The 20,684-nt window shown below is 72.8% G+C and carries 17 protein-coding genes and 2 pseudogenes; 13 read left to right on the top strand and 6 right to left on the bottom strand.

Annotated elements, in window-relative coordinates; all coding sequences use genetic code 11:
- Positions 1-9 precede the first annotated feature (9 nt).
- From BM536_RS04805 to BM536_RS04775, 7 genes and pseudogenes are all read left to right on the top strand, one after another.
- Positions 10-951, top strand: coding sequence for a Zn-ribbon domain-containing OB-fold protein (locus BM536_RS04805; RefSeq protein ID WP_094102567.1), 942 nt, complete (start codon positions 10-12; stop codon positions 949-951).
- Complete coding sequence (locus tag BM536_RS04800) at positions 948-2,018, top strand: thiolase domain-containing protein (RefSeq protein WP_094102566.1); 1,071 nt, start codon at positions 948-950, stop codon at positions 2,016-2,018. Before BM536_RS04805 ends, BM536_RS04800 begins: the two co-directional genes overlap by 4 nt.
- A complete protein-coding gene (locus BM536_RS04795) occupies positions 2,015-3,181 on the top strand; it encodes a thiolase domain-containing protein (RefSeq protein ID WP_073493379.1) in 1,167 nt (388 codons plus the stop codon). Before BM536_RS04800 ends, BM536_RS04795 begins: the two co-directional genes overlap by 4 nt.
- Before the next feature lie 82 nt (positions 3,182-3,263).
- Entirely contained in the window at positions 3,264-3,506 is a 243-nt protein-coding gene (locus tag BM536_RS04790) for a DUF397 domain-containing protein (protein WP_073493381.1), read from the top strand.
- Between the two features lie 178 nt (positions 3,507-3,684).
- Positions 3,685-4,587 carry a universal stress protein gene (locus BM536_RS04785; RefSeq protein ID WP_094102565.1) on the top strand — a complete coding sequence of 301 codons (903 nt, stop codon included), beginning with the start codon at positions 3,685-3,687 and terminating at the stop codon, positions 4,585-4,587.
- 43 nt (positions 4,588-4,630) lie between these two features.
- On the top strand, positions 4,631-5,230 hold the full coding sequence (locus BM536_RS04780) for a CGNR zinc finger domain-containing protein (protein WP_094102564.1): 600 nt from the start codon (positions 4,631-4,633) through the stop codon (positions 5,228-5,230).
- Between the two features lie 90 nt (positions 5,231-5,320).
- A pseudogene (locus BM536_RS04775) lies at positions 5,321-5,817 on the top strand (hypothetical protein).
- 6 nt (positions 5,818-5,823) lie between these two features.
- On the opposite strand, the gene BM536_RS04770 reads toward BM536_RS04775, so the two are convergent.
- Positions 5,824-7,809: an N-acetylmuramoyl-L-alanine amidase gene (locus BM536_RS04770; RefSeq protein ID WP_094102563.1), complete on the bottom strand. Its 1,986-nt coding sequence runs from the start codon at positions 7,807-7,809 to the stop codon at positions 5,824-5,826.
- Between the two features lie 233 nt (positions 7,810-8,042).
- Positions 8,043-9,185, bottom strand: a complete 1,143-nt coding sequence (locus BM536_RS04765; protein ID WP_073493383.1) for an aminoglycoside phosphotransferase family protein — start codon at positions 9,183-9,185, stop codon at positions 8,043-8,045.
- Positions 9,186-9,418: 233 nt separating this feature from the next.
- On the opposite strand from BM536_RS04765, the gene BM536_RS04760 reads away from it, so the two are divergent.
- Positions 9,419-10,915, top strand: coding sequence for a DNA-binding protein NsdB (locus BM536_RS04760; RefSeq protein ID WP_073493385.1), 1,497 nt, complete (start codon positions 9,419-9,421; stop codon positions 10,913-10,915).
- Between the two features lie 27 nt (positions 10,916-10,942).
- Here BM536_RS04760 and BM536_RS04755 read toward each other — a convergent pair whose 3' ends face one another.
- Positions 10,943-12,355, bottom strand: coding sequence for a PP2C family protein-serine/threonine phosphatase (locus tag BM536_RS04755; protein ID WP_094102562.1), 1,413 nt, complete (start codon positions 12,353-12,355; stop codon positions 10,943-10,945).
- 453 nt (positions 12,356-12,808) lie between these two features.
- On the opposite strand from BM536_RS04755, the gene BM536_RS04750 reads away from it, so the two are divergent.
- Positions 12,809-13,231 (top strand): SsgA family sporulation/cell division regulator, encoded by a 423-nt coding sequence (locus BM536_RS04750; protein ID WP_073493387.1) that lies wholly within the window; start codon positions 12,809-12,811, stop codon positions 13,229-13,231.
- Positions 13,232-13,245: 14 nt separating this feature from the next.
- Here the strand turns inward: BM536_RS04750 and BM536_RS04745 are convergent, their stop codons facing one another.
- Positions 13,246-14,259 (bottom strand): Gfo/Idh/MocA family protein, encoded by a 1,014-nt coding sequence (locus BM536_RS04745; protein WP_073493389.1) that lies wholly within the window; start codon positions 14,257-14,259, stop codon positions 13,246-13,248.
- 59 nt (positions 14,260-14,318) lie between these two features.
- The gene (locus BM536_RS04740; RefSeq protein ID WP_094102561.1) at positions 14,319-15,413 is read right to left on the bottom strand and encodes a baeRF3 domain-containing protein; all 1,095 of its coding nucleotides are present in this window, start codon (positions 15,411-15,413) and stop codon (positions 14,319-14,321) included.
- 299 nt (positions 15,414-15,712) lie between these two features.
- Between BM536_RS04740 and BM536_RS04735 the strand changes: the two genes are divergently transcribed.
- The 4 genes and pseudogenes from BM536_RS04735 to BM536_RS04720 all read left to right on the top strand — a co-directional run bounded on the left by BM536_RS04735 (position 15,713) and on the right by BM536_RS04720 (position 19,781).
- Positions 15,713-16,666, top strand: a complete 954-nt coding sequence (locus BM536_RS04735) for a carbohydrate ABC transporter permease (protein WP_073500186.1) — start codon at positions 15,713-15,715, stop codon at positions 16,664-16,666.
- Between the two features lie 19 nt (positions 16,667-16,685).
- Positions 16,686-17,560: pseudogene (locus BM536_RS04730) on the top strand (carbohydrate ABC transporter permease).
- 149 nt (positions 17,561-17,709) lie between these two features.
- The gene (locus tag BM536_RS04725) at positions 17,710-19,326 is read left to right on the top strand and encodes a glycoside hydrolase family 13 protein (RefSeq protein ID WP_073500104.1); all 1,617 of its coding nucleotides are present in this window, start codon (positions 17,710-17,712) and stop codon (positions 19,324-19,326) included.
- A 107-nt stretch (positions 19,327-19,433) separates the two neighbouring features.
- The gene (locus tag BM536_RS04720; RefSeq protein WP_073500102.1) at positions 19,434-19,781 is read left to right on the top strand and encodes a DUF1330 domain-containing protein; all 348 of its coding nucleotides are present in this window, start codon (positions 19,434-19,436) and stop codon (positions 19,779-19,781) included.
- 35 nt (positions 19,782-19,816) lie between these two features.
- Here the strand turns inward: BM536_RS04720 and BM536_RS04715 are convergent, their stop codons facing one another.
- On the bottom strand, positions 19,817-20,239 hold the full coding sequence (locus BM536_RS04715; RefSeq protein WP_073500100.1) for an ATP-binding protein: 423 nt from the start codon (positions 20,237-20,239) through the stop codon (positions 19,817-19,819).
- Positions 20,240-20,684 lie beyond the last annotated feature (445 nt).

Below are 20,684 nucleotides of genomic sequence, written 5' to 3'. Positions count from 1 at the left end.
GGAGACCCCGTGCCCGAAGTCCTCAAAGCCCCACTGGTCGTCGAATTCCCCTTCACCCGCTCCCTCGGCCCGGTCCAGAGCGCCTTCCTGACCGGCCTGCGCGAACGCGTCGTCCTCGGCGTGAAGACCCGCGACGGCCGCACCCTCGTCCCGCCCGTCGAGTACGACCCGGTCACCGCCGAGGAGATCCGCGACCTCGTCGAGGTCGCCCCCACCGGCACGGTCACCACCTGGGCCTGGAACCACGAACCCCGCCGCGACCAGCCCCTCGACACCCCCTTCGCCTGGGTCCTCGTCCGACTCGACGGAGCCGACACCGCCCTCCTGCACGCCCTGGACGCCCCCGGCCCCGACTCCGTGCACACCGGCATGCGGGTCCGCGTCCGCTGGGCGCAGGAGCGCGCCGGGGCGATCACCGACATCGCCTGCTTCGAGCCGTACGACGGTGAACCTGCCGAACCGGCGGGGCACAGCGGCGAGTTCGACGACGCGGTCACCGGCATCGTCGCCGCCGCCCGCCTCGACTACACGTACTCGCCAGGTCGCGCCCAGAGCGCCTACATCAACGCCCTCTCCGACCGGCGCACCGTCGGCGAACGCTGCCCCTCCTGCCGCAAGGTCTACGTACCCCCCAGGGGTGCGTGCCCCACATGCGGTGTCGCCACATCGGAACAGGTGGAAGTGGGGCCCGGCGGCACGGTCACCACGTTCTGCGTCGTCAACATCAAGGCGAAGAACCTCGACATCGAAGTCCCCTACGTCTACGCCCACATCGCCCTCGACGGCGCCGGCCTGGCCCTGCACGGCCGGATCGGCGGCATCCCCTACGACCAGGTGCGCATGGGGCTGCGCGTCGAGCCCGTCTGGACCGAGGGCGCCCGCTACCCCGACCACTACCGGCCGACCGGCGAACCCGACGCGGACTACGACACCTACAAGGAGCTGCCGTGACGCGCCACGCACCCGCCACCGCGCGGGACATCGCCGTCGTCGCCTTCGCCCAGACCGACCACCGCCGCACCTCCGACGACCTGTCCGAGGTCGAGATGCTGATGCCGGTCCTGCACGAGGTCCTCGACCTCACCGGCCTGAGGACCGCCGACATCGGCTTCACCTGCTCCGGGTCCAGCGACTACCTCGCGGGCCGCGCCTTCTCCTTCACCCTCGCCCTGGACGGCGTCGGCGCCTGGCCCCCGATCTCCGAGTCCCACGTCGAGATGGACGGCGCCTGGGCACTGTACGAGGCCTGGACCAAACTGCTCACCGGCGACGCCGACACCGCGCTCGTCTACGCCTACGGCAAGTCCTCGCCCGGCCCGCTCCGCGACGTCCTCACCCGCCAGCTCGACCCGTACTACGTGGCTCCCCTCTGGCCCGACTCCGTCGCCCTCGCCGCCCTCCAGGCCCAGGCCCTCATCGACGCGGGCGACACCGACGAGTCCGCCCTCGCCGCGATCGCCGCCCGCAGCCGGTCCGACGCCACCGCCAACCCCCACGCCCAGCTCCGCGGCCCGGTACCGCAGGGCGCCCCGCTCGTACGCCCGCTGCGCACCGGCGACTGCCCGCCCATCGGCGACGGAGCCGCCGCCGTGATCCTCGCGGCCGGCGAACGGGCCCGCGAACTGTGCGCACGCCCCGCCTGGATCCGGGGCGTCGACCACCGCATCGAGGCGCACTCCCTGGGCGTGCGCGACCTCACCGACTCGCCCTCCGCCCGCCTGGCCGCCGAACGGGCCGGCGCCTTCGAACGGCCCGTCGACACCGCCGAACTCCACGCCCCGTTCACCTCCCAGGAGGTCGTCCTGCGCAAGGCGCTGAGACTCGACGACGCCGTGCGGGTCAACCCCTCCGGCGGCGCCCTCGCCGCCAACCCCGTCATGGCCGCCGGACTCGTCCGCATCGGCGAGGCCGCCGCCCGCATCCACCGCGGCGACTCCGACCGCGCCCTCGCCCACGCCACGTCCGGCCCGTGTCTGCAGCAGAACCTGGTCGCCGTACTCGAAGGGGATCCGCGATGAGCAAGGAGCCCGTGGCCGTCGTCGGGATCGGCCAGACCAAGCACGTCTCCGCCCGGCGGGACGTGTCGATCGCCGGCCTGGTGCGCGAGGCGGCCCGGCGCGCCCTCGACGACGCCGAGTTGACGTGGGCCGACGTCGACGCCGTCGTCATCGGCAAGGCGCCCGACTTCTTCGAGGGCGTCATGATGCCCGAGCTGTACCTCGCCGACGCCCTCGGCGCGGTCGGCAAGCCGATGCTGCGGGTCCACACGGCGGGCTCGGTCGGCGGATCGACGGCACTGGTGGCGGCCAGCCTGGTGGCGGCGCGCGTCCACGGCACCGTCCTGACGCTCGCCTTCGAAAAGCAGTCCGAGTCCAACGCCATGTGGGGCCTGTCCCTGCCGATCCCCTTCCAGCAACCCCTGCTGGCGGGCGCGGGCGGCTTCTTCGCCCCGCACGTACGGGCGTACATGCGGCGCAGCGGCGCACCCGACACCATCGGCTCCCTCGTCGCGTACAAGGACCGCCGCAACGCCCTCAAGAACCCCTACGCCCACCTCCACGAGCACGACATCACGCTGGAGAAGGTCCAGGCCTCGCCCATGCTGTGGGACCCGATCCGCTACTCGGAGACCTGCCCCTCCTCCGACGGCGCCTGCGCCATGATCCTCACCGACCGCGCGGGGGCGGCCCGCTCCCCCCGCCCGCCCGCCTGGATGCACGGCGGTGCCATGCGCAGCGAGCCGACCCTGTTCGCGGGGAAGGACGCCGTGTCCCCGCAGGCCGGGAAGGACTGCGCCGCCGACGTCTACCGGCAGGCCGGGATCTCCGACCCGCGCCGGGACATCGACGCCGTCGAGATGTACGTGCCGTTCTCCTGGTACGAGCCCATGTGGCTGGAGAACCTCGGCTTCGCCGCCGAGGGCGAGGGCTGGAAACTCACCGAGGCCGGGGCGACCGAGCTGGACGGGGACCTGCCCGTCAACATGTCGGGCGGTGTGCTGTCGACCAATCCCATCGGCGCCTCCGGCATGATCCGCTTCGCGGAGGCGGCTCTCCAGGTGCGCGGACAGGCCGGGGAACACCAGGTGGACGGGGCCCGCAGGGCCCTCGGGCACGCCTACGGGGGCGGCTCGCAGTTCTTCTCCATGTGGCTCGTCGGCGCGGCCCCGCCGCAGACCTGAAAGGTCCCCCTCACGTGCTCTGTCGGCACCAGGGACCGATCGCTAGGCTGGCCGCGGACGACGAACCGGGAGGAGCACGGACGTGGCCGAGAGCACCATCCAGCAGCAGCCGCTCACGGGCTGGGACAAGCCGGAGCTGGACCTCAGCACCGCCGAGTGGCAGTCCAGCAGCCAGGGTCGGGGGGATGTCCAGATCGCCTTCGTCGAGGGATTCATCGCGATGCGCAACAGCGGCCGCCCCGAGAGCCCTTCCCTGATCTTCACGCCCGCCGAATGGGGCGCGTTCGTGTCGGGGGCACGTGAGGGGGAGTTCGACCTGACCTGAGGCCCCCGACCCGGCCCGGCCGCCGGGACGAACCACCGTCACGAGCCGCCGCGACGGGCCGAACCGGCGGTGTCGTCCCTCGTTTTCCGGACACGCGACCGGTGAGAGCCGGCCGGGGCCGCTGCCTGGGCCAGGCTGGTCCCACCAGCACCCAGGTCGTATTCCGGAGGTGAGGACCATGAGCACCCTGCCGGTCGCCGTGGCGGTCGACGGTTCCGAGGACAGCCTGCGCGCCCTCGACTGGGCCGTGGACGCGGCACGCAGACGCGGCTCGGCGCTCCGCGTGTGCCATGTGCGCCACTACGCCGCGTGGACGCAGCCCGGCGCACCGCTGATCATGCCCCCGCCCCCGGACGAGGACCCCGTCCTCACCGACGCCCGCGCCCGGCTGGAAGCGACCGCGGACGGCCCGGACGTGGAGTACGTCGGTCTCGACGGGGCGCCCGGCGCACTCCTTCCCGAACTGGGCGCCGAGGCCGAACTGCTCGTGCTCGGCTCCCGGGGCCGGGGCGGCTTCGCCGGCCTGCTCCTCGGCTCCAACGGCATGACCGCCGCCCGGGACGCCGAGTGCCCCGTCGTGATCGTGCCCAGGCCCGGCCGCGAGGTCGAGGGCCCACCCCCCGAGCCCGGCCCGCGGGTCGTCGTCGGCCTCAACGTGGACAGTCCCGACGACGCCACGCTCACCCTCGCCTTCACCGAGGCCGCCCTGCGCGACGCCCGCCTCCAGGTGGTCGCCGCCTACCCCTGGCCCGTCCGGACCTGGACCGCCGCCCCCGGCGAACTCCTCCCTCCCGCCGTCGACCAGGACGCCGTCGAACGCGAGACGCGCGCCCTCGCCGACGGCTTCCTCGCCCCGCACCGGGAGCGCCATCCCGATGTCCGCGCGGAGCCCCGCCCCGCCCCCGGCGACGCGGCCGGCCACCTCGTCGCCGCCTCGCGGGACGCCACGCTGGTCGTCCTGGGCCGTCACCGCCGACGCCTGCTGGCCCCCGCCCGCATGCTGGGCTCCGTCACGCACGCCGTCCTGCTGCACGCGGCGAGCCCGGTGGCGGTGGTGCCACCGCTTCCCGCGGAGGAATGAGGCCGACGCCCTAATGGATACCCGCGGCTCTATCATTAGCCGCATGCAGGACGCGCTCCCCGGCGACAGCCGCCTCGCCCTCGACCTCGCACTGACCCTCCGGCACGACGGTCACGGCGGGGTCGCCGACGACCTCACCGAGCCCGCGGGACTCACCACCTGGGTCCGGGCCCGCGCCCACGACCTCCCGGTCGCCCCCGGCTACGCCGCCGACGCCACCGGCCTCACCGCCGTACGCGACCTGCGCGCCGCCGTCCGCGCCCTGTTCGCGCACGCCGTACGGCCAGGCGCGCCGAGTCCCGCCGACACCGACCGGCTGCTGCCCGTCCCCGAGGCCCTGGACCGCGTCAACGCCGCCGCCGCCCGCCTGCCCACCGTCCCCTTCCTGTACTGGACCGAGGGTGCCGGCCCCGGCGTCCACCGGCGGCCCGTACCGGACGGCGGCGACCTCACCGCCGCCCTCGCGCACGCCGCGATCGCCTTCCTGGCCGGCCCCGACGGGCAGCGCCTGCGCGCCTGCCACGCCCCGCGCTGCGTCCGCTACTTCCTCAAGGACCACCCGCGCCAGGAGTGGTGCGCACCGTCCTGCGGCAACCGCGCCCGAGTGGCCCGCCACCACGAACGCCACAGGCGACCCTCGTAGTCCGGGAGGCCCCGACCGGCCGCGCGACCCACCGGTGACGGGCGGGCGCCCGGCCGACGCCGACCGCCCGCGTGCACGTACCATGGCGGCATGTCGTTCCTCCGCCGCCGCAGCGCCACGCCCGCCGGGCCCGACTTCGACGTCCTGGCCATGGATCCGGGTGACTGGCCCGGTAATCTCGGCGCCGGCCTGCTGCCCGCCCCCGACGCACGTGCCAGGGAGTCTTCCTGCGCTACGACCTCTTCGGCGGCCGCGGCCCCGCGATGATCATCGGCAACCTCCCCGAGGGCTCGCCGGCCCGCGAGATCGCCGAGGACGAGGTCCCCTTCGAGGTGGCCCAGCTGCTGCTCGCGCTGGAGAACGACGAGGAGGTGACCGTCGTCGGCACCGAGGACATGCCGGTGATGCAGGGCGACAACCTCCTCATCGTGCGCCGCCTCAAGCTCTCCGAGAGCCGCATCGCCTGCGTGCAGTTCGACCGCAGCGACAACGTCCTGGTGACCATCGCCGCCTGGGACCGCCCCATCACCGACGACCTGTACGCCCTGCTGAAGCCGCTCCCGGCGGAGCTTTTCCAGCAGGGCTGACGCTTCCTACGGCATCGGGGTCCCCGGCGTGGTCAGCCGCACGTCCGCGGCCCGGACGAACGCCACCCGGTGCCCGTACTGGATCTCGTAGTACAGGTCCTTGCCCACGACCACCCGGTGCGAGTCGGTGGCGAAGGTGACCGCGTAGTAGTACTCGCCCGGCACCTTGTCACCGGCCACGTACTTCTGGCCCGCCGGCAGCCGGTACGGCAGCGGCGACACCGACTGGGCGGGCACGCCCGCCGGGTACGCCGACGCCTCCGGGTAGGCACGCCCGTAGACCGGCACGCTGTCCACACCGTCCTTCGGGGTCACCAGCAGCCCTTTCGCGGGCACGGCCGTCGGCCGCGCCGCGGGGTTCCTGAACCAGGCCTTCTGGCCCAGGTACCAGATCGCCGTCCAGTCGCCGAATCGGTCGGCGACCGCGTACTGCTGGCCGGTGGAGACCCGCGAGGAGATGTCGTTGACGCCCGTCGTGGGGGTCGTGCCCAGACCGACGTCCTTGATCAGGGCCGAGTTCTCGTCGTGGTCGGAGTACAGCCGCACCGCACTCGACCCGTGCGCCGCGCACGGCTCACCCTTGGCCGTGCAGCCCGTGTACACCGGCTGGTTGGCGGTGTAGTCCGGCAGGATCGTCACCAGACCGGCGTTCTTACGGGCCGTCGCCTTGAAGGGACGGCCGAGCAGCTCGAAGTAGTGCCGCCAGTCCCAGTACGGCCCCGGGTCGGTGTGCATGCCCGGCACGGTCCCGGCGGTCGGACCCGGCACGGTGTCGTGCCCCAGGATGTGCTGCCGGTCCAGCGGAATGTCGTACTTCTCCGCCAGATACGCCACCAGACGCGCCGACGACCGGTACATCGCCTCCGTGTACCAGGAGTCGGGGAAGGCGAGGAAGCCCTCGTGTTCCAGGCCGATCGACTTGGAGTTGATGTACCAGTTGCCCGCGTGCCAGGCCACGTCCTTCGCCTTCACGTGCTGGGCGATGTGGCCGTCGGTGGAGCGCAGCGAGTACTGCCAGGACACGTAGGCGGGGTCCTGGACCAGGTTCAGGACACCCTCCCAGCCACCCTCGGTGTCGTGCACGACGATGTACTCGATCGACTGGGACGCGGGGCGGTCGCCCAGGTCGTGGTTTCCGTAGTCGTTGTCGCCGAACTGCTCGTACGGCGCCGGGATCCACTCGCAGGAGACGGAACCCGGGCACTCGGTGCCGGCCGCGGACGCCGTGCGCAGACCGGTGCGCCGCAGCTGCCCCGTGTCGGGCGCGAGGCCCGGCCGCGCGGCCAGCGCCACCACCTGTCCGGCGTCCGTGGTGCGTTCCGCGCCGCCGCGGATCACGTCGTAGACGTCGTTCGCGTACGCGGCGGCCGTCGCGGTGTCGTCGGCGCCGGAGAAACGTGCCACCGCGCCGTACCAGTCCGCCGGATCGGCGGTCAACGGCTCGCCCAGGTCCCGTTGCGCGGCGGCGAGCAGGGCGGCACCGCCGGCCACGTTCGCGGCCGGGTCGGTGCGCAACTCCTCCGGGCCCAGACCGGTCAGCTCCGCGGCCTCGGGGAGCGTCCGCAGCCGGGCCGGGATCTCGGTGTCGGCCGGGATCTGCGCCTCGGGGTACAGGGGGGCACGGGCGTCGTCGCCGCGCGGGTCCTCGGTGCCCTCGCTGTGGTGCGGTGCGGTGGCGAGGGCGGTGCGGGCGTCCGTGAGGTGCATCGGGCCGTAGCCACCGGTCACGCTGGGCGCTCCGCCGTGCGCGTCCCAGCGGGACTGGAGATAGGAGACGCCCAGCAGCACGCTCTGCGGCACGTCGTACTCGGCGGCCGCGGCGGCGAACGCCCGCTGCAACCCGGTCGTGGACTCCGCCGCGGCGACCGGGCCGGGGGACGCGGCGAGCAGCGGGAACAGCAGAGCCGCCGAGGCTACGGCGCCGGCGGCTCTGCGGGTGCGCGGGGGTCTCGGGGTGCGTGCGGGTCTGGGGTGGGTGACGGATCCTCGCAATGCGGCCTCCTGGGACGAGCGGGCTGGGCAGGGCGTGCGGGGCCGGACGTGGCTCAGTGGTACCGGCTTGCCGACGATCCGTCAATCATGCGCACCAGGGGGCGATTTCCCATGTCAACCGGGGTCGGGCGAGTTCGTGGCGGACCCGGACGTGCGAAGGTCCGCGGTGCGCCGCCGCTCTGGCGCACCGCGGACCTTCCTCCCTTCGGCAGGTACTGATCGACGAACACCGATCAGCGGGTGCCGACCGCCGCCCGGACGGCCCGGCGGGCCATCTGGCAGTCGTCGTGCAGTCGTCGCAGCAGCAGCCGCTGCTCCTCGCCGGTCGGCGCGGCACCCGGGTGTGCCGGCCCCGGAGCCGTGGGTGTCGAGTCGTGCATCGAACGCTGCACGGCCGTCTCGTAGGTACGGATCTCCCGGGTCAGCACCAGCATCAGGTTGATCAGGAAGGCGTCACGCGAGGCCGGGCCCGCCGACTGGGCGATCTGGCTGATCTGACGGCGGGCCGTCGGCGCCTCACCGAGGACCGACCACAGCGTCGCCAGGTCGTAGCCCGGCAGGTACCAGCCCGCGTGCTCCCAGTCCACCAGCACTGGACCGGCCGGTGACAGGAGCATGTTGGACAGGAGGGCGTCGCCGTGGCAGAACTGGCCCATGCCCTGCCGGCCCGCGGTCGCCGCGATGCCGTGCAGCAGCTTCTGGAGGTCGCCCAGATCCCGGTCGGTGAGCAGCCCCAGCTCGTGGTAGCGGGAGATCCGCGCCGCGTAGTCCAGCGGGGCGTCGAAGGTGCCTGACGTCGGCCGCCACGCGTTGAGCCGGCAGATGGCGGTGAGCGCCGCCCGGATGTCCGCGCGGGGCGGGGCGTCCGCGGGATGCCGCTGGAGGGCCGCCACGCGTCCCGGCATCCGTTCGATGACGAGGGTGCAGTTGTCCGGGTCCGCCGCGATCAGCCTCGGCGCCCGCACGGGGGGGCGGTGCCGGACGAACGTGCGGTATGCCGCTATTTCGTGCCGGATCCGCTCGGCCCACACGGGGGAGTGGTCCAGTAAACACTTGGCGACCGCTGTGCTGCGTCCGGTCGTACCGACCAGGAGCACGGACCGGCCGCTGCGGCGCAGTACCTGCACGGGGGCGAACTCCGGGCAGATCCGGTGCACCGACGCGATCGCCGTGCGTAGTTGGGCGCCCTGAGGGCCTGACAGATCGAGTCTCCCGCTGACGGGCTGTGTGCCGGGCCCCGCGGGGCGCCGGGCGCCGCGGCCCGCGCCGAGCACGGGAGGTGCCGGCCGGGCGGGGTCGAGGTAGGGGCCGCCGCCGCCCGGGCGGGAGTGCAGCGACCGGGGCGGGGCGGACACGGAGGACGATGCTGCGTACATGGGAGAAACAGATCCCTTCGTGTGCCTGCGACGTCAATGCGCTGCCCCGGCCCGGTCCCCCGGGTGCACCCTGGGGAATGTCCCTCGGCGACCGGGTCGGGGTGGCGCATTCCTACCTGACACCTGTGGCCCAGTGGCACACCATCTGGCGCACCCTGGCGAACCCTGGCGAATAGTCGCCCGGCAACTTGCACGGGGCTACTGTCAACTCAGCCGAGAACCTGGGGGCTTACGTGAGCGGACAACCCAACACCCGCCTGGCGGACCTGTTCGGCCTGGCCGGCTGGTCCAAAGGGGAACTCGCGAGGCTGGTCAACCGGCAGGCGGCGGCCATGGGCCACCCCCAGCTGTCGACCGACACCTCCCGGGTGCGGCGGTGGATCGACATGGGAGAGATCCCGCGCGATCCCGTGCCGCGGGTGCTGGCGGCTCTGTTCACCGAGCGTCTCGGCCGTGTCGTGACCATGGAGGACCTCGGTCTGGTCCGGCACGGGCGTGCGGGGAAACGGCCACGCGACGGGGGTGCGCAGCATCCCGACGGCGTGCCGTGGGCGCCCGAGCGGACTGCCGCGGTCCTCACCGAATTCACGGGAATGGACCTCATGCTCAACCGACGCGGCTTGGTGGGCGCGGGTGCCGCGCTCGCCGCGGGATCAGCACTCAGCAGCGCCATGCACGACTGGCTGCACACCGACCCCATCCTCTCCGCCGACGCACCCGTCGTCGACCAACCCCTCCTGCACGCCGACTCCGCCGGGTTCGACCGTTACGAGGCCGCCCCCATCGGTACGGAGGAGGTCGACGAACTGGAGCGCTCGGTGGAGGTGTTCCGAGCCTGGGACGCCGCCCGTGGCGGCGGGCTCCAGCGCAAGGCCGTGGTGGGCCAGCTCAACGAGGTGGGCGGCATCCTCGCCTACCGTCACCCGGCCCACCTCCAGCGGCGCCTGTGGGGCGTCGCCGCCAACCTCGCCGTCCTCGCGGGCTGGATGTCGCACGACGTCGGCCTGGAGCCCACGGCCCAGAAGTACTTCGTGATCGCCGCCCATGCCGCGCGGGAGGGCGGTGACCGGCCCCGGGCGGGGGAGGCCCTGTCCAGGGCGGCCCGTCAGATGGTGCACCTCGGCCGGCCCGACGAGGCCCTGGACCTGATGAAGCTCGCCCAGTCCGGCTCCGGCGACGCGGTGCTGCCGCGGACGCGGGCGATGTTCCACACCATCGAGGCCTGGGCGCAGGCGTCGATGGGCAAGGGACAGGCCATGCGCCGCACCCTGGGGCAGGCGGAGGACCTGTTCGTCTCCGGCCGGATCGACGCGGAGACGCCGTCCTGGATGCAGACCTTCCGGGACGAGGATCTGTACGGTATGCAGGCCCTGGCCTACCGCACGCTCGCCGAGTTCGATCGGGGGGCGGCCGTGCACGCCCAGTACTACGCGGAGAAGGCCCTCGCCCTGCGGGTCGACGGACGGGAGCGGTCGAAGATCTTCGACCATCTGTCCATGGCTTCCGCCTGTTTCATCGCGGACGACCCCGAACAGGCCGACCGGTACGCGCGGCTGGCCCTGATGTCGATGGGGTCGAACTCCTCCCGCCGTACCTGGGACAGGCTGCGCGAGATGTACCGGCTCACCGCGGAGTACGCGAGCTACCCGCGGATCAGCGAGCTGCGCGAGGAGATCCGGCAGGCGCTGCCGAAGCCGAAGGGGGGAAGGGGCAACACCGCGCAGGCGTAGACCGGTCGGTGGCTTCCGGTCCGTCGGTCACCGGGTGACCCGGGCGACGAGCATGCAGGCGTCGTCCTCGCGGTCGCCGTCCCCGAACTCCTCCACGATCAGCCGTGCGCAGTCCTGTGCGGTGGCCCGGCCGACCAGGCGCGGGGCCAGGTCCAGGAGCCGGTCCGCGGTGTCCGGGCCGGCGGCGGGGACCAGCCCGTCGGTGTGCAGCAGGAGCAGGTCGCCCTCCTCCAGGGTCGCCTCGGCCTGCCCGTGGGCGGTCCCCGAGGTGCTCCCGAGGAGGACGCCGTCCGGTGCGTCCAGCCGACGCCCCGTCCCGTCGCGGAACAGCAGTGGGGCGGGGTGTCCGGCCTGCGCCCACGCCAGTGTGCGGGTGGCGGGCCGGTAGCGGCAGCAGAGGGTGGAGCACAGCGTCGGCGCGTCGCCGGCGTCCAGTAACTGGTCGAGCCAGGACAGAAGTTGGGCCGGTCCGGCGCCGGACATCGCCATGCCGCGCAGGGCGCCGAGCGTCATCGCGAGGGTGGAGGTGACGTCCGGGCTGTGTGCGGTGAGGCCGCCGACGCCCAGCAGCGTGTCGCCGCCGGGCAGTTCGACGCTGTCGTACCAGGAGCCGCCGATCGGTGATCCCGTCGGGGCGGGAAGGTGCCGGGCGGCCACGTCGAGTGTGCCGGAGGGGTGGTGCGGGAGCCGCAGGGGGCCGGGCCAGGTCGGTGGCTCGGCGTCCCGCGGCTCGGCCGCGATCCGGTGCTCGGGCTGTGCCGGGTGCCGTCGGGGGTGCAGCGAGTCACGGGTCTCGCGCACCGCGCGCTGGCTGCGGCGCAGTTCGCTGACGTCCCGCAGCACGGCCCACATCGAGGTGGTGCTGCCGTCGGCGTCGAGCACGGGCTCGCCCATCATGTGCACGGTCCGGACCTCGTCGTCGGGCCGCACGACCCGGAACTCGCCGTCGATGGGCTTGGCGTCGATGAGACAGCCGGTGACCATGGCGGTGAGGCGCGGGCGGTCTCGTCGTGGAGGAGGGAGGGGAGGTTCGTCGAGGGTGAGCGGGGCAGTGGCCGGGTCGCGGCCGACGATCCCGTACAACTCCGGGGACCAGAAGGCCTCGTCCGTCAGCAGGTTCCACTCCGCGCTGCCGACCCGGCTGAGCGGCGACTCCCCCGGGGGCAGGGGCAGGGGCAGGGGCTGTGGCGGCGGCGGTGGCGCCGGTGGGCCGTCCCGCAGTTGCGCCAAGTGGGCGTCGAGGTCGTCGAGTTGGTGCAGTGCCAGATCGCACAGCGCGCGCTGCCAGCGTCCCCGGGGGTCCGTGGCGTCGTCCTGCGCGTCCCGTCGTACGGCGTCCACTTCGCCCTTGAGCCGTCGCGTCTGCGTGATCAGCGAGTCGACCTGGCCGCGTCCTGGCGGCTGGGCGGCTGGGTGGTCCGCAGAGAGAGGGGACGGCATGACGCACTCCGATGCGGGGACGGGACGGCCGGACTGACTGACGAAGGGGCCGCTACGACTGTGGCACAGCCCGCGACGCGGTGTAAGAGGTTTGGCAACACACGATCCGGTGATGCGTTCGGCATATGCCACAGTCTTCACGGACGGTTCCCGGGGTGCCGATGACGTACTTCGACACAGGGGGTAAGTCGTAGGCGGAGTACGTGACTTGAGGGATTTCCGGAAGGTGCTTCGGGACACTCATCCGCGTGTTCGACGGTCATGTGTTCCCTGGCGTTGCCGGGAATCGGCGGCAGGTCGGCGGTGGACCGGTGTCGGACGATGGTGGACGGCCCCATCGTGACGCACGTCACAATAATTCATCCGGCTTTCGCGTAATGCGAACGGCCCCCGCGAGGTCCTACAAGCACCACACCGGAAACGGCCGACCTCTCACCGCTGCGGAGACTGCCCATGGATCGCACCCACGTCACCGTCGAACAGCCCGCCCGCGCCCGGCTCATCACCGCCGAGGAGCGGGAGCTGCCCGTGCCCGCGACGCTCCGTTACACCGCCGCCGACCCGCTCGCCGTGCACCTCGACTTCCCGCAGGAGGTCTCCCTCCAGGGCGAGGCGGTCACCTGGACGTTCGGCCGCGCGCTGCTGGCGGAGGGGTTGCGCGGGCCGGCCGGCGGCGGTGACGTGCACATCTGGCCATGCGGCAGGTTCCGTACGGTCGTGGAGTTCCACTCGCCGTTCGGGCTGGCCCTGCTCCAGTTCGACACCGCCGCGCTGGACCGCTTCCTGCTGCGCAGCTACGCCGTGGTCGCCGCGGGCCAGGAGGACGTCGGCGCGGCCGTCGACGAAAGCCTGCACGCGCTGCTCGGCAACGTGTGAGGCCGGTCCCGGCGTCAGCCGTACAGGGCCGGGCGCGGAGCGAGGTCGACGGCCACGCGCGTGCCGTCCTCCAGCGCCCGCACCCCGGCCTCGGCGACGACGGAGGCCGCGTAGCCGTCCCAGGCGGTCGGGCCGGTGACCCGGCCCCGCCGGGTTGCGTCGACCCAGGCCTGCACCTCGCGGTCGTAGGCGTCGGCGAACCGGACGAGGTAGTCCTGGGGAACGTCCGCGGCGGCCGAGCCGCGCGCGGTCACGAGCATGCCGTGGTCGCCGCCGATGCGCGCGCTGCCCGCCTCGCACACGACCTCGCAGCGCACCTGGTAGCCGAAGCCGCTGTTGACGAAGACCTCCACGTCGACCAGGGCCCCGCCGGCGGTCTCGAAGACCACGAACTGGGGGTCCGCCAGGCCCCGCGGGGCGCCGGACGAGGGGCGTGGCCGCAGCACGGTGACCGCGGTGAGTTCCTGGCCGAGCAGCCAGCGGGCCGCGTCGATCTCGTGCGACACCGAGCTGTCGATCAGCATGGCGCTGGTGAAGCCGGGCGGCGAGGAGACGTTGCGGTGGGTGCAGTGCAGCATCAGGGGCTGTCCGAGGCGTCCGTCCTCCAGCAGCGCCTTGAGCCTGCGGTACTCGGCGTCGTAGCGCCGCATGAACCCGACCTGGACGAGCCGCCGGCCGAGCCGGGCCTCCGCCTCCAGCACCCGCAGTGCCCCGGCCGAGTCCGGCACCATGGGTTTCTCGCACAGCACCGGAAGGCCGCGGGCGAAGGCCGCGAGCAGCGCCTCCTCGTGCGCGGGCCCGGGCGAGGCGATCAGCACGGCCTCCACGCCGGGCGCGTCCAGCGCGGCCTCGGCCCCGGTGTGCACCGAGGCCCCCTCGACACCGGCGACGGCCGCCTTCGCACGGGCGGCGTCGGGATCGGCCACGGCGGCGACCCTGGCCCCGCTCACCACCCGGTCCAGACGCCGTACGTGGTCGGCGCCCATGTGTCCCGCGCCCAGTACGGCCACGCCCAGCAGCTCACCCACGCACGCGCTCCCTCCAGGCCGACGATCATGCTCAGCGTACGCCGACCGGGTGACAGGGTTCAGTAGCGCAGGACTCCCGCGATGCCCTCGGCGTCGGTCAGGGTGCCGTCGGGGACGAAGCGGACCTCGGCGCCCGTCTCCAGGCACTGTTCGACGATCTCGTCCACGATGTCGTCGCGGGAGTCGAGGTCGGTGCTCTCGGCCGGGATCAGGTGCTCGCCGTCGTCGCGGACCGTGATGCGGTAGTTCTCCTCCACGGCGAGCAGGCGGACGCGGCCCTCGCGGGCGTTCTGCCACAGCTCGTCGACCCCGGCCGCGAAGGTGCGGTGGCCGCGGGCGGAGTCCAGCTCGCGGGCCACGGCGGCGGTGTCCCGGCGGGCCTCGGCGTCGTGCAGCGGCCGTACCGCCTGCCACACGGCGTCCGGGGTGGCGTGGGTGAGGCCGCCGTGCGGGACGTGCACCGCGTCCCGGGTGACCCCGCCCATCTCGTCCAGGAGGGACAGTGCCGCCGTCTCGCCGGTGACGTAGAGCGGCCGCGGGGCCTCGCGCAGCAGCCGGCCCATGGCGGTGTCGGCGTCGCGCAGGAAGTGGCGGGTGCCCTCGTCGCGGAAGGTGCTCGGCAGGTCGCCGACGCGTTCCATGCGCTCGGCGTCGAAGTTCTCCCGGCTCCTGGTCAGCGGGAAGCCGTGGGAGTGCTCCTCGGTGACCCGGTCGGCGCCCCCGTTCCACAGCGTGACGCGGTCGGCGGAGACCGACAGCACCCAGAACGGCCGCTCGGAGGCCTGTGCCGAGACGAGGTTGCGGGTCAGGAAGGTGTCGGAGAGGACGACGCGCTCCGGGACCGGGCGGGCCAGCGACCACACCTGGTGCTCGCCCGGTGCGGCGAAGATCACAAGGCCGTCCTCGGTGTACGTGAGGTCGATCTCCGCGAGCGCCCGGTCGAGCTGTTCCGCCACGTCCGCGCGCCGCTCCCGGGTGACCGCCGGATCGGCCTCCAGCTGCTTCTTGGCCTCGGCCACGACATTGCGCAACCGGACCCGGTCCTGGCTGTTGTCGGGTTCACGGCGGTGCGTCGGCGTCAGCACGGACACCGCGGGATAGGGGCGCGGGCGGCGCAGTTCGGAGAGGGTCGCGGGGCTGAGTGCGTGCTCCATATGAGCACGATAGGTCCGATTCGGGAGCAGGGCATTTGGGGCATCGGGTGGCGGTGGGCCGGGCGCGCGGACGCCGGGCCCCGCCCGGTGGCAGGGCTGGGGGAGTGCCGCCTGCGGGCCAGGGCGCGGCGGCGTGCGCCCCCCTGGCGGCGCGGCCATGTCGATCATCACCAACACCTTCACGGACCCCGCGCGAGCGCGCCCCGCGCCCGCCCCTCACGCGAGGGCGGGCCCGACCGCCCACGTCACGTGCCCGGACCTCGCGTCCGGCGGCACCGCAGCACGTCAAGGAGCGCCCCATGTCGGCCCCCACCCTCGCGCAGGACCCGGCGGCCAAGGACCGCCGGCCCCGCGCCGGCGCCGTACGGCACCCGGACGCGGGCCTCGCCAAGGCAGTACGCCGCAACCTCACCGCCCACGGCTTCCTCATCGGAGCGGTCCTCTGCTTCGCCTTCTTCTCCTGGTACCCGATCGTCCGCGAGTTCCTGCTCGCCTTCCAGAAGACCGAGAACGGACACGTCAGCTGGGTCGGCTGGGACAACTTCGTCACGGTCTGGAACGACCCCGCCTTCGGACAGGCCTGGCGCAACACCCTGTGGTTCACCGTCCTCGCGCTCGTCCTGGGCTTCGCCGTGCCCTTCCTCACCGCCCTCGTCATCAACGAGTTCCGGCACGGCCAGGGCTATCTGCGGCTGCTGGTCTACCTGCCCGTGATGCTCCCGCCCACCGCGTCCGTGCTGCTGTTCAAGTACCTGTACGACCCCGGGTACGGCATGTTCAACGAGGTCCTCGGCGTCTTCGGCCTCCCCGCCAGGCAGTGGCTCCAGGACCCCGACACGGCGATGCTCTCCGTCGTCGTCGCCTCCACCTGGATGAACATGGGCGGCGCGACCCTCATCTACCTGGCCGCACTCCAGAGCGTCCCCGGCGAGCTGTACGAGGCCGCCGAACTCGACGGGGCGGGCCTGGTGCGCAAGGTGTGGCACGTGACGATCCCGCAGACCAGGCTCGTCCTGCTGCTGATGCTCCTCATGCAGGTCATCGCCACCATGCAGGTCTTCATCGAACCCTTCCTGCTCACCGGCGGCGCCGGTCCCGAGGGCTCCACCACCACGGTCGTCTACCTGATCTACCAGTACGCCTTCAACTTCAACAACTACGGTGCCGCGGCGGCGCTCGGTCTGCTCCTGCTCGTACTGCTGGCCGGCTTCTCGGCCGTGTACACCAGGCTGAGCCGCGCCGCGGACGAGTAGGACCGGGGGAGACACGCACATGTCCACACGCACCCTCATCCCACCCGCACGACTGGCCGCCCGCGCGGCAGAATCGTCTACTGGCTCGCCTTCGCGCTCGTCGTCGCCCTGTTCACGCTCACTTTCCTCGGCCCCCTGTACTGGATGGTCTCCAGCGGCCTCAAAACCACCCAGGAAGCCGTCCAGACCCCGCCGACCTGGGTGCCCGGCTCCGTCCACCCGGAGAACTACCGGCGGGCCTGGGAGGTGATGGACCTCGCCCGGCTGCTCCTCAACACCCTGTACTACGCCTTCGGAGCGCTCGCCTTCCAACTCGTCCTGGACGTCGCCGCCGCCTACTCGCTGTCCAAACTGCGGCCCGTCCTCGGCAAGGCCATCCTCGGGATGATGCTCGTCACCCTGATGATCCCGGCGACCGTCCTCGTGGTACCCCAGTACCTGACCGTGCTGGACATGCCGATCATCCAGCGCAACCTGCTCAACTCGCCCTGGGTGATCTGGCTGCCCTCGGTCACCAACGCCTTCGCCATCTTCCTGCTGAAGCGCTTCTTCGACTCCATCCCCAGGGAACTCCTCGACGCGGCCTCCATGGACGGCGCCGGCCCGCTGCGCGTCCTGTGGTCCGTCGTCCTGCCGATCTCGCGGCCCATCCTCGGCGTGGTGTCCATCTTCGCCGTCGTCGGCGTCTGGAAGGACTTCCTCTGGCCGATGCTGGTGCTGCCCGATCCCACCGGCCAGACCCTCGCCGTGGGCATCTACTCGCTCGCCACCAGCGTCCCCGAGAACGTGCTGATCGCGTCCCTCACCATCGCGTCCCTGCCCACCCTGCTGCTGTTCCTCCTCTTCCAGCGCAACATCATGAGCGGGCTGACCGCGGGCGGCCTCAAGGGCTGACGCACCCCTTCCCCCTCGGCACCGGCCCCGCCGGACCTCCTGGTGCGCCCCGTCGCCCCTTCCCGATCCTCCGCCGCCGCCTCCGTCCTCGACGCCCCGCTGTCCGAGGCGGCGGCGGAGCACCAACCCTGCCCCGAAAGGACCGTCACGTGGCAGCCCCTCATCACGACACAACCCCCGGCACCCGGGAAGACTGGTGGCGTGACGCCGCCATCTACCAGGTGTACCCCCGCAGTTTCGCCGACGGCGACGGCGACGGCACCGGAGACCTGGCGGGTGTCCGGGCGAAGCTGCCCTACCTCGCCGAACTCGGTGTCGACGCCGTCTGGTTCACCCCCTGGTACCTCTCGCCGCTCGCCGACGGCGGCTACGACGTCGCCGACTACCGCACCATCGACCCCGCCTTCGGCACCCTCGACGAGGCGGAGAAACTGATCGCCGAAGCCCGCGCCCTCGGCATCCGCACCATCGTCGACATCGTGCCCAACCACGTCTCCGACCAGCACCCCTGGTTCCGGGCCGCGCTCGCCGCCGGACCGGGCAGCCCCGAACGCAAGCTGTTCCACTTCCGCCCCGGACGCGGCGACCACGGCGAACTGCCGCCCAACGACTGGCCGTCACAGTTCGCCGGCCCCACCTGGACCCGGGTCGAGGACGGCGAGTGGTACCTGCACCTGTTCACCCCTCAGCAACCCGACCTCAACTGGGCCCACCCGGTCGTCCGCGAGGAACACGAGAGCGTGCTGCGGTTCTGGTTCGAGCGCGGCGTCGCGGGCGTCCGCATCGACTCGGCCGCCCTGCCCGCAAAGGACCCCGCCCTGCCCGACTTCGTCGAGGGCCGCGACCCCCACCCCTACGTCGACCGCGACGAACTCCACGAGATCTACCGCTCCTGGCGGCGCGTCGCCGACGCCTACGGCGCCGTCTTCGTCGGCGAGGTCTGGCTGCCGGACTCCGAGCGCTTCGCCCGCTACCTGCGCCCCGACGAACTGCACACCGCGTTCAACTTCACCTTCCTCACCTGCCCTTGGGATCCGGACCGGCTGCGTGGGGCCATCGACGACACCCTCGCCGAGCACGCTCCCGTCGGGGCCCCCGCCACCTGGGTGCTGTGCAACCACGACGTGACGCGCACGGTCACGCGCTACGGCCGTGCGGAAACCGGTTTCGACTTCGCCACCAAGGCCTTCGGCACCCCGACCGACCTGGAACTGGGCACCCGCCGGGCCCGTGCCGCGGCTCTCCTCACCCTCGCCCTGCCCGGCTCCGTCTACCTCTACCAGGGCGAGGAACTGGGCCTGCCCGAGGCGGACATCCCGCGCGACCGCATCCAGGACCCCATGCACTTCCGCTCCGGCGGCACCGACCCCGGCCGCGACGGCTGCCGCGTCCCCCTGCCGTGGAATGCCGACGCCCCGTACGCCGGCTTCGGCTCGGGCACCGAACCCTGGCTGCCGCAACCCGACGGCTGGTCCGCGTACGCCGCCGACCGCCAGGCCGCCGACCCCGCCTCGATGCTCACCCTCTACCGCACCGCGCTCCGATTGCGCCGCTCGGAACCAGGCCTGGGCGACGGCCCGTTGGAGTGGCTGCCCGCCCCCGACGGCGTCCTCGCCCTGCGCCGCGCACCCGGTCTGGTCTGCGTGGTCAACCTCGCCCGCACCCCGGCCGCCCTGCCGGACCACGAGACCGTCCTCCTCACCAGCGGCCCCCTGGACACCGACGGCAGACTCCCCACCGACACCGCGGCCTGGCTGCGCGGCTGAGCGTCCCCAGGTGCCGCCGCCCCGCTTACCTCCCGGGTAATCGACCGCGGGCCGTCCACGGCGCAGGATCGTGGGTGTCGAGAAGCCGAACCGAACGGAAGGACACCATGTCCGCCTACGCCATCGCCCACTTGCAGGAAGCGGCACCGCACGCGGAGGTCGCCGAGTACATCGAGCGCATCACCGCGACCTTCGAGCCGTACGGCGGACGCTTCCTGGTGCACGGCGCGCAGCACGAGGTGATGGAGGGCGCCTGGCCCGGTCACGTCGTGGTGATCGGTTTCCCCTCGATCGCGGAGGCACGGGCCTGGTGGGCGTCCGCCGCCTACCAGGAGATCGCGCCTCTGCGCGCCCGGCACATCGAGGGCGACATCATCCTGGTCCCGGGAGTCCCCGAGGGCTACGACGCGACGCTCACCGGCAAGGCGCTGCGCGAGGCGCTGCCCGCTCGGTAGCGTCCGCTTCTCGACGAGGGCCGACACCCGCGCGTTCAGCCGCGCCCGACGTCCGCCGTGGGCGGGCTGAAACACGCCGTGACCGTCTTCCCGTGCGGGCAGGGATGCGCCTCCCAACTGTCGGCCAGCGCGTCGACCAGGAGCATGCCCCGCCCTCCGACGCGGTCGGTGCTGGGCTGCCGGGGAGCGGGCAGCTCGCCCGAGTGGTCATGCACCGCGATGTGCAGACAGCGGCTGTCCCACAACATGACCAGTTGGGCGTTGCTGCGCGCGTGGCGGTGGGCATTCGTGACCAGCTCGGAGACCGCCAGCAGAACGGCGTCCGCCGTCTCCGGGGCCTCGGTGTTCCAGCCCAGGGCGTCGAGGTGTTCCCGGGCCCAGTCGCGGGCTGCTTTCACCGAACTGTCCATGGCCAGAGTGCGCGCCCATCCGACAGCCCGCAGCGACGACCCGTCCATCTTGACCCCTTTCGTGGATCCTGCCGCGACAGATTGGCGTGTACCCCCGAACAGCGGGGTGAGGCATGCCACGGCGGCGGAGAGCTGGGGGAAGGCGCGGGAGCAGACGGCGGCAGCCCTTCCGCGACGGGCGGCAGCCCTTTCGCGTCGGGCGGCAACCTTTTCGCGTCGGGTGGCGACCGGGTGGCGTGAAGTCGACCCGCTCTTCCGAACGGACGGACATGAAGGTTACGAGGCACGCCGCGAACCACCGCCGGCGCACGCGCACGAGCACGCGCGGACTGTGGACCACGGCGATCGCGGCGCTGGTCGCCACGGGCGTCCTTCTCTGCCTGCTGATGGGGCTGCGCCCCCGACGCCGGCGGCGACCCCCGGCCGGACCGTCGCGGCCCCCGCCGCCGACGCCCCGTCAAGCACCGCGCCGCCCACGGCGCCCCGGTCACCT

This window comes from Streptomyces phaeoluteigriseus (assembly GCF_001896135.2).
Taxonomy (GTDB): Bacteria; Actinomycetota; Actinomycetes; order Streptomycetales; family Streptomycetaceae; genus Streptomyces; species Streptomyces phaeoluteigriseus.
The sequence above is the reverse complement of the archived record's forward strand: the minus strand, read 5'-3'. Positions and strand labels throughout refer to the sequence as shown.

Excerpts from the sequence above, each read along its gene's own strand:
- BM536_RS04795 (WP_073493379.1), top strand. The coding sequence starts at position 2,015 with ATGAGCAAGGAGCCCGTGGCCGTCGTCGGGATCGGCCAGACCAAGCAC.
- BM536_RS04785 (WP_094102565.1), top strand. The coding sequence starts at position 3,685 with ATGAGCACCCTGCCGGTCGCCGTGGCGGTCGACGGTTCCGAGGACAGC.
- BM536_RS04780 (WP_094102564.1), top strand. The coding sequence starts at position 4,631 with ATGCAGGACGCGCTCCCCGGCGACAGCCGCCTCGCCCTCGACCTCGCA.
- BM536_RS04765 (WP_073493383.1), bottom strand. The coding sequence starts at position 9,185 with ATGTACGCAGCATCGTCCTCCGTGTCCGCCCCGCCCCGGTCGCTGCAC.
- BM536_RS04755 (WP_094102562.1), bottom strand. The coding sequence starts at position 12,355 with ATGCCGTCCCCTCTCTCTGCGGACCACCCAGCCGCCCAGCCGCCAGGA.
- BM536_RS04750 (WP_073493387.1), top strand. The coding sequence starts at position 12,809 with ATGGATCGCACCCACGTCACCGTCGAACAGCCCGCCCGCGCCCGGCTC.
- BM536_RS04740 (WP_094102561.1), bottom strand. The coding sequence starts at position 15,413 with ATGGAGCACGCACTCAGCCCCGCGACCCTCTCCGAACTGCGCCGCCCG.
- BM536_RS04735 (WP_073500186.1), top strand. The coding sequence starts at position 15,713 with ATGTCGGCCCCCACCCTCGCGCAGGACCCGGCGGCCAAGGACCGCCGG.
- BM536_RS04720 (WP_073500102.1), top strand. The coding sequence starts at position 19,434 with ATGTCCGCCTACGCCATCGCCCACTTGCAGGAAGCGGCACCGCACGCG.
- BM536_RS04715 (WP_073500100.1), bottom strand. The coding sequence starts at position 20,239 with ATGGACGGGTCGTCGCTGCGGGCTGTCGGATGGGCGCGCACTCTGGCC.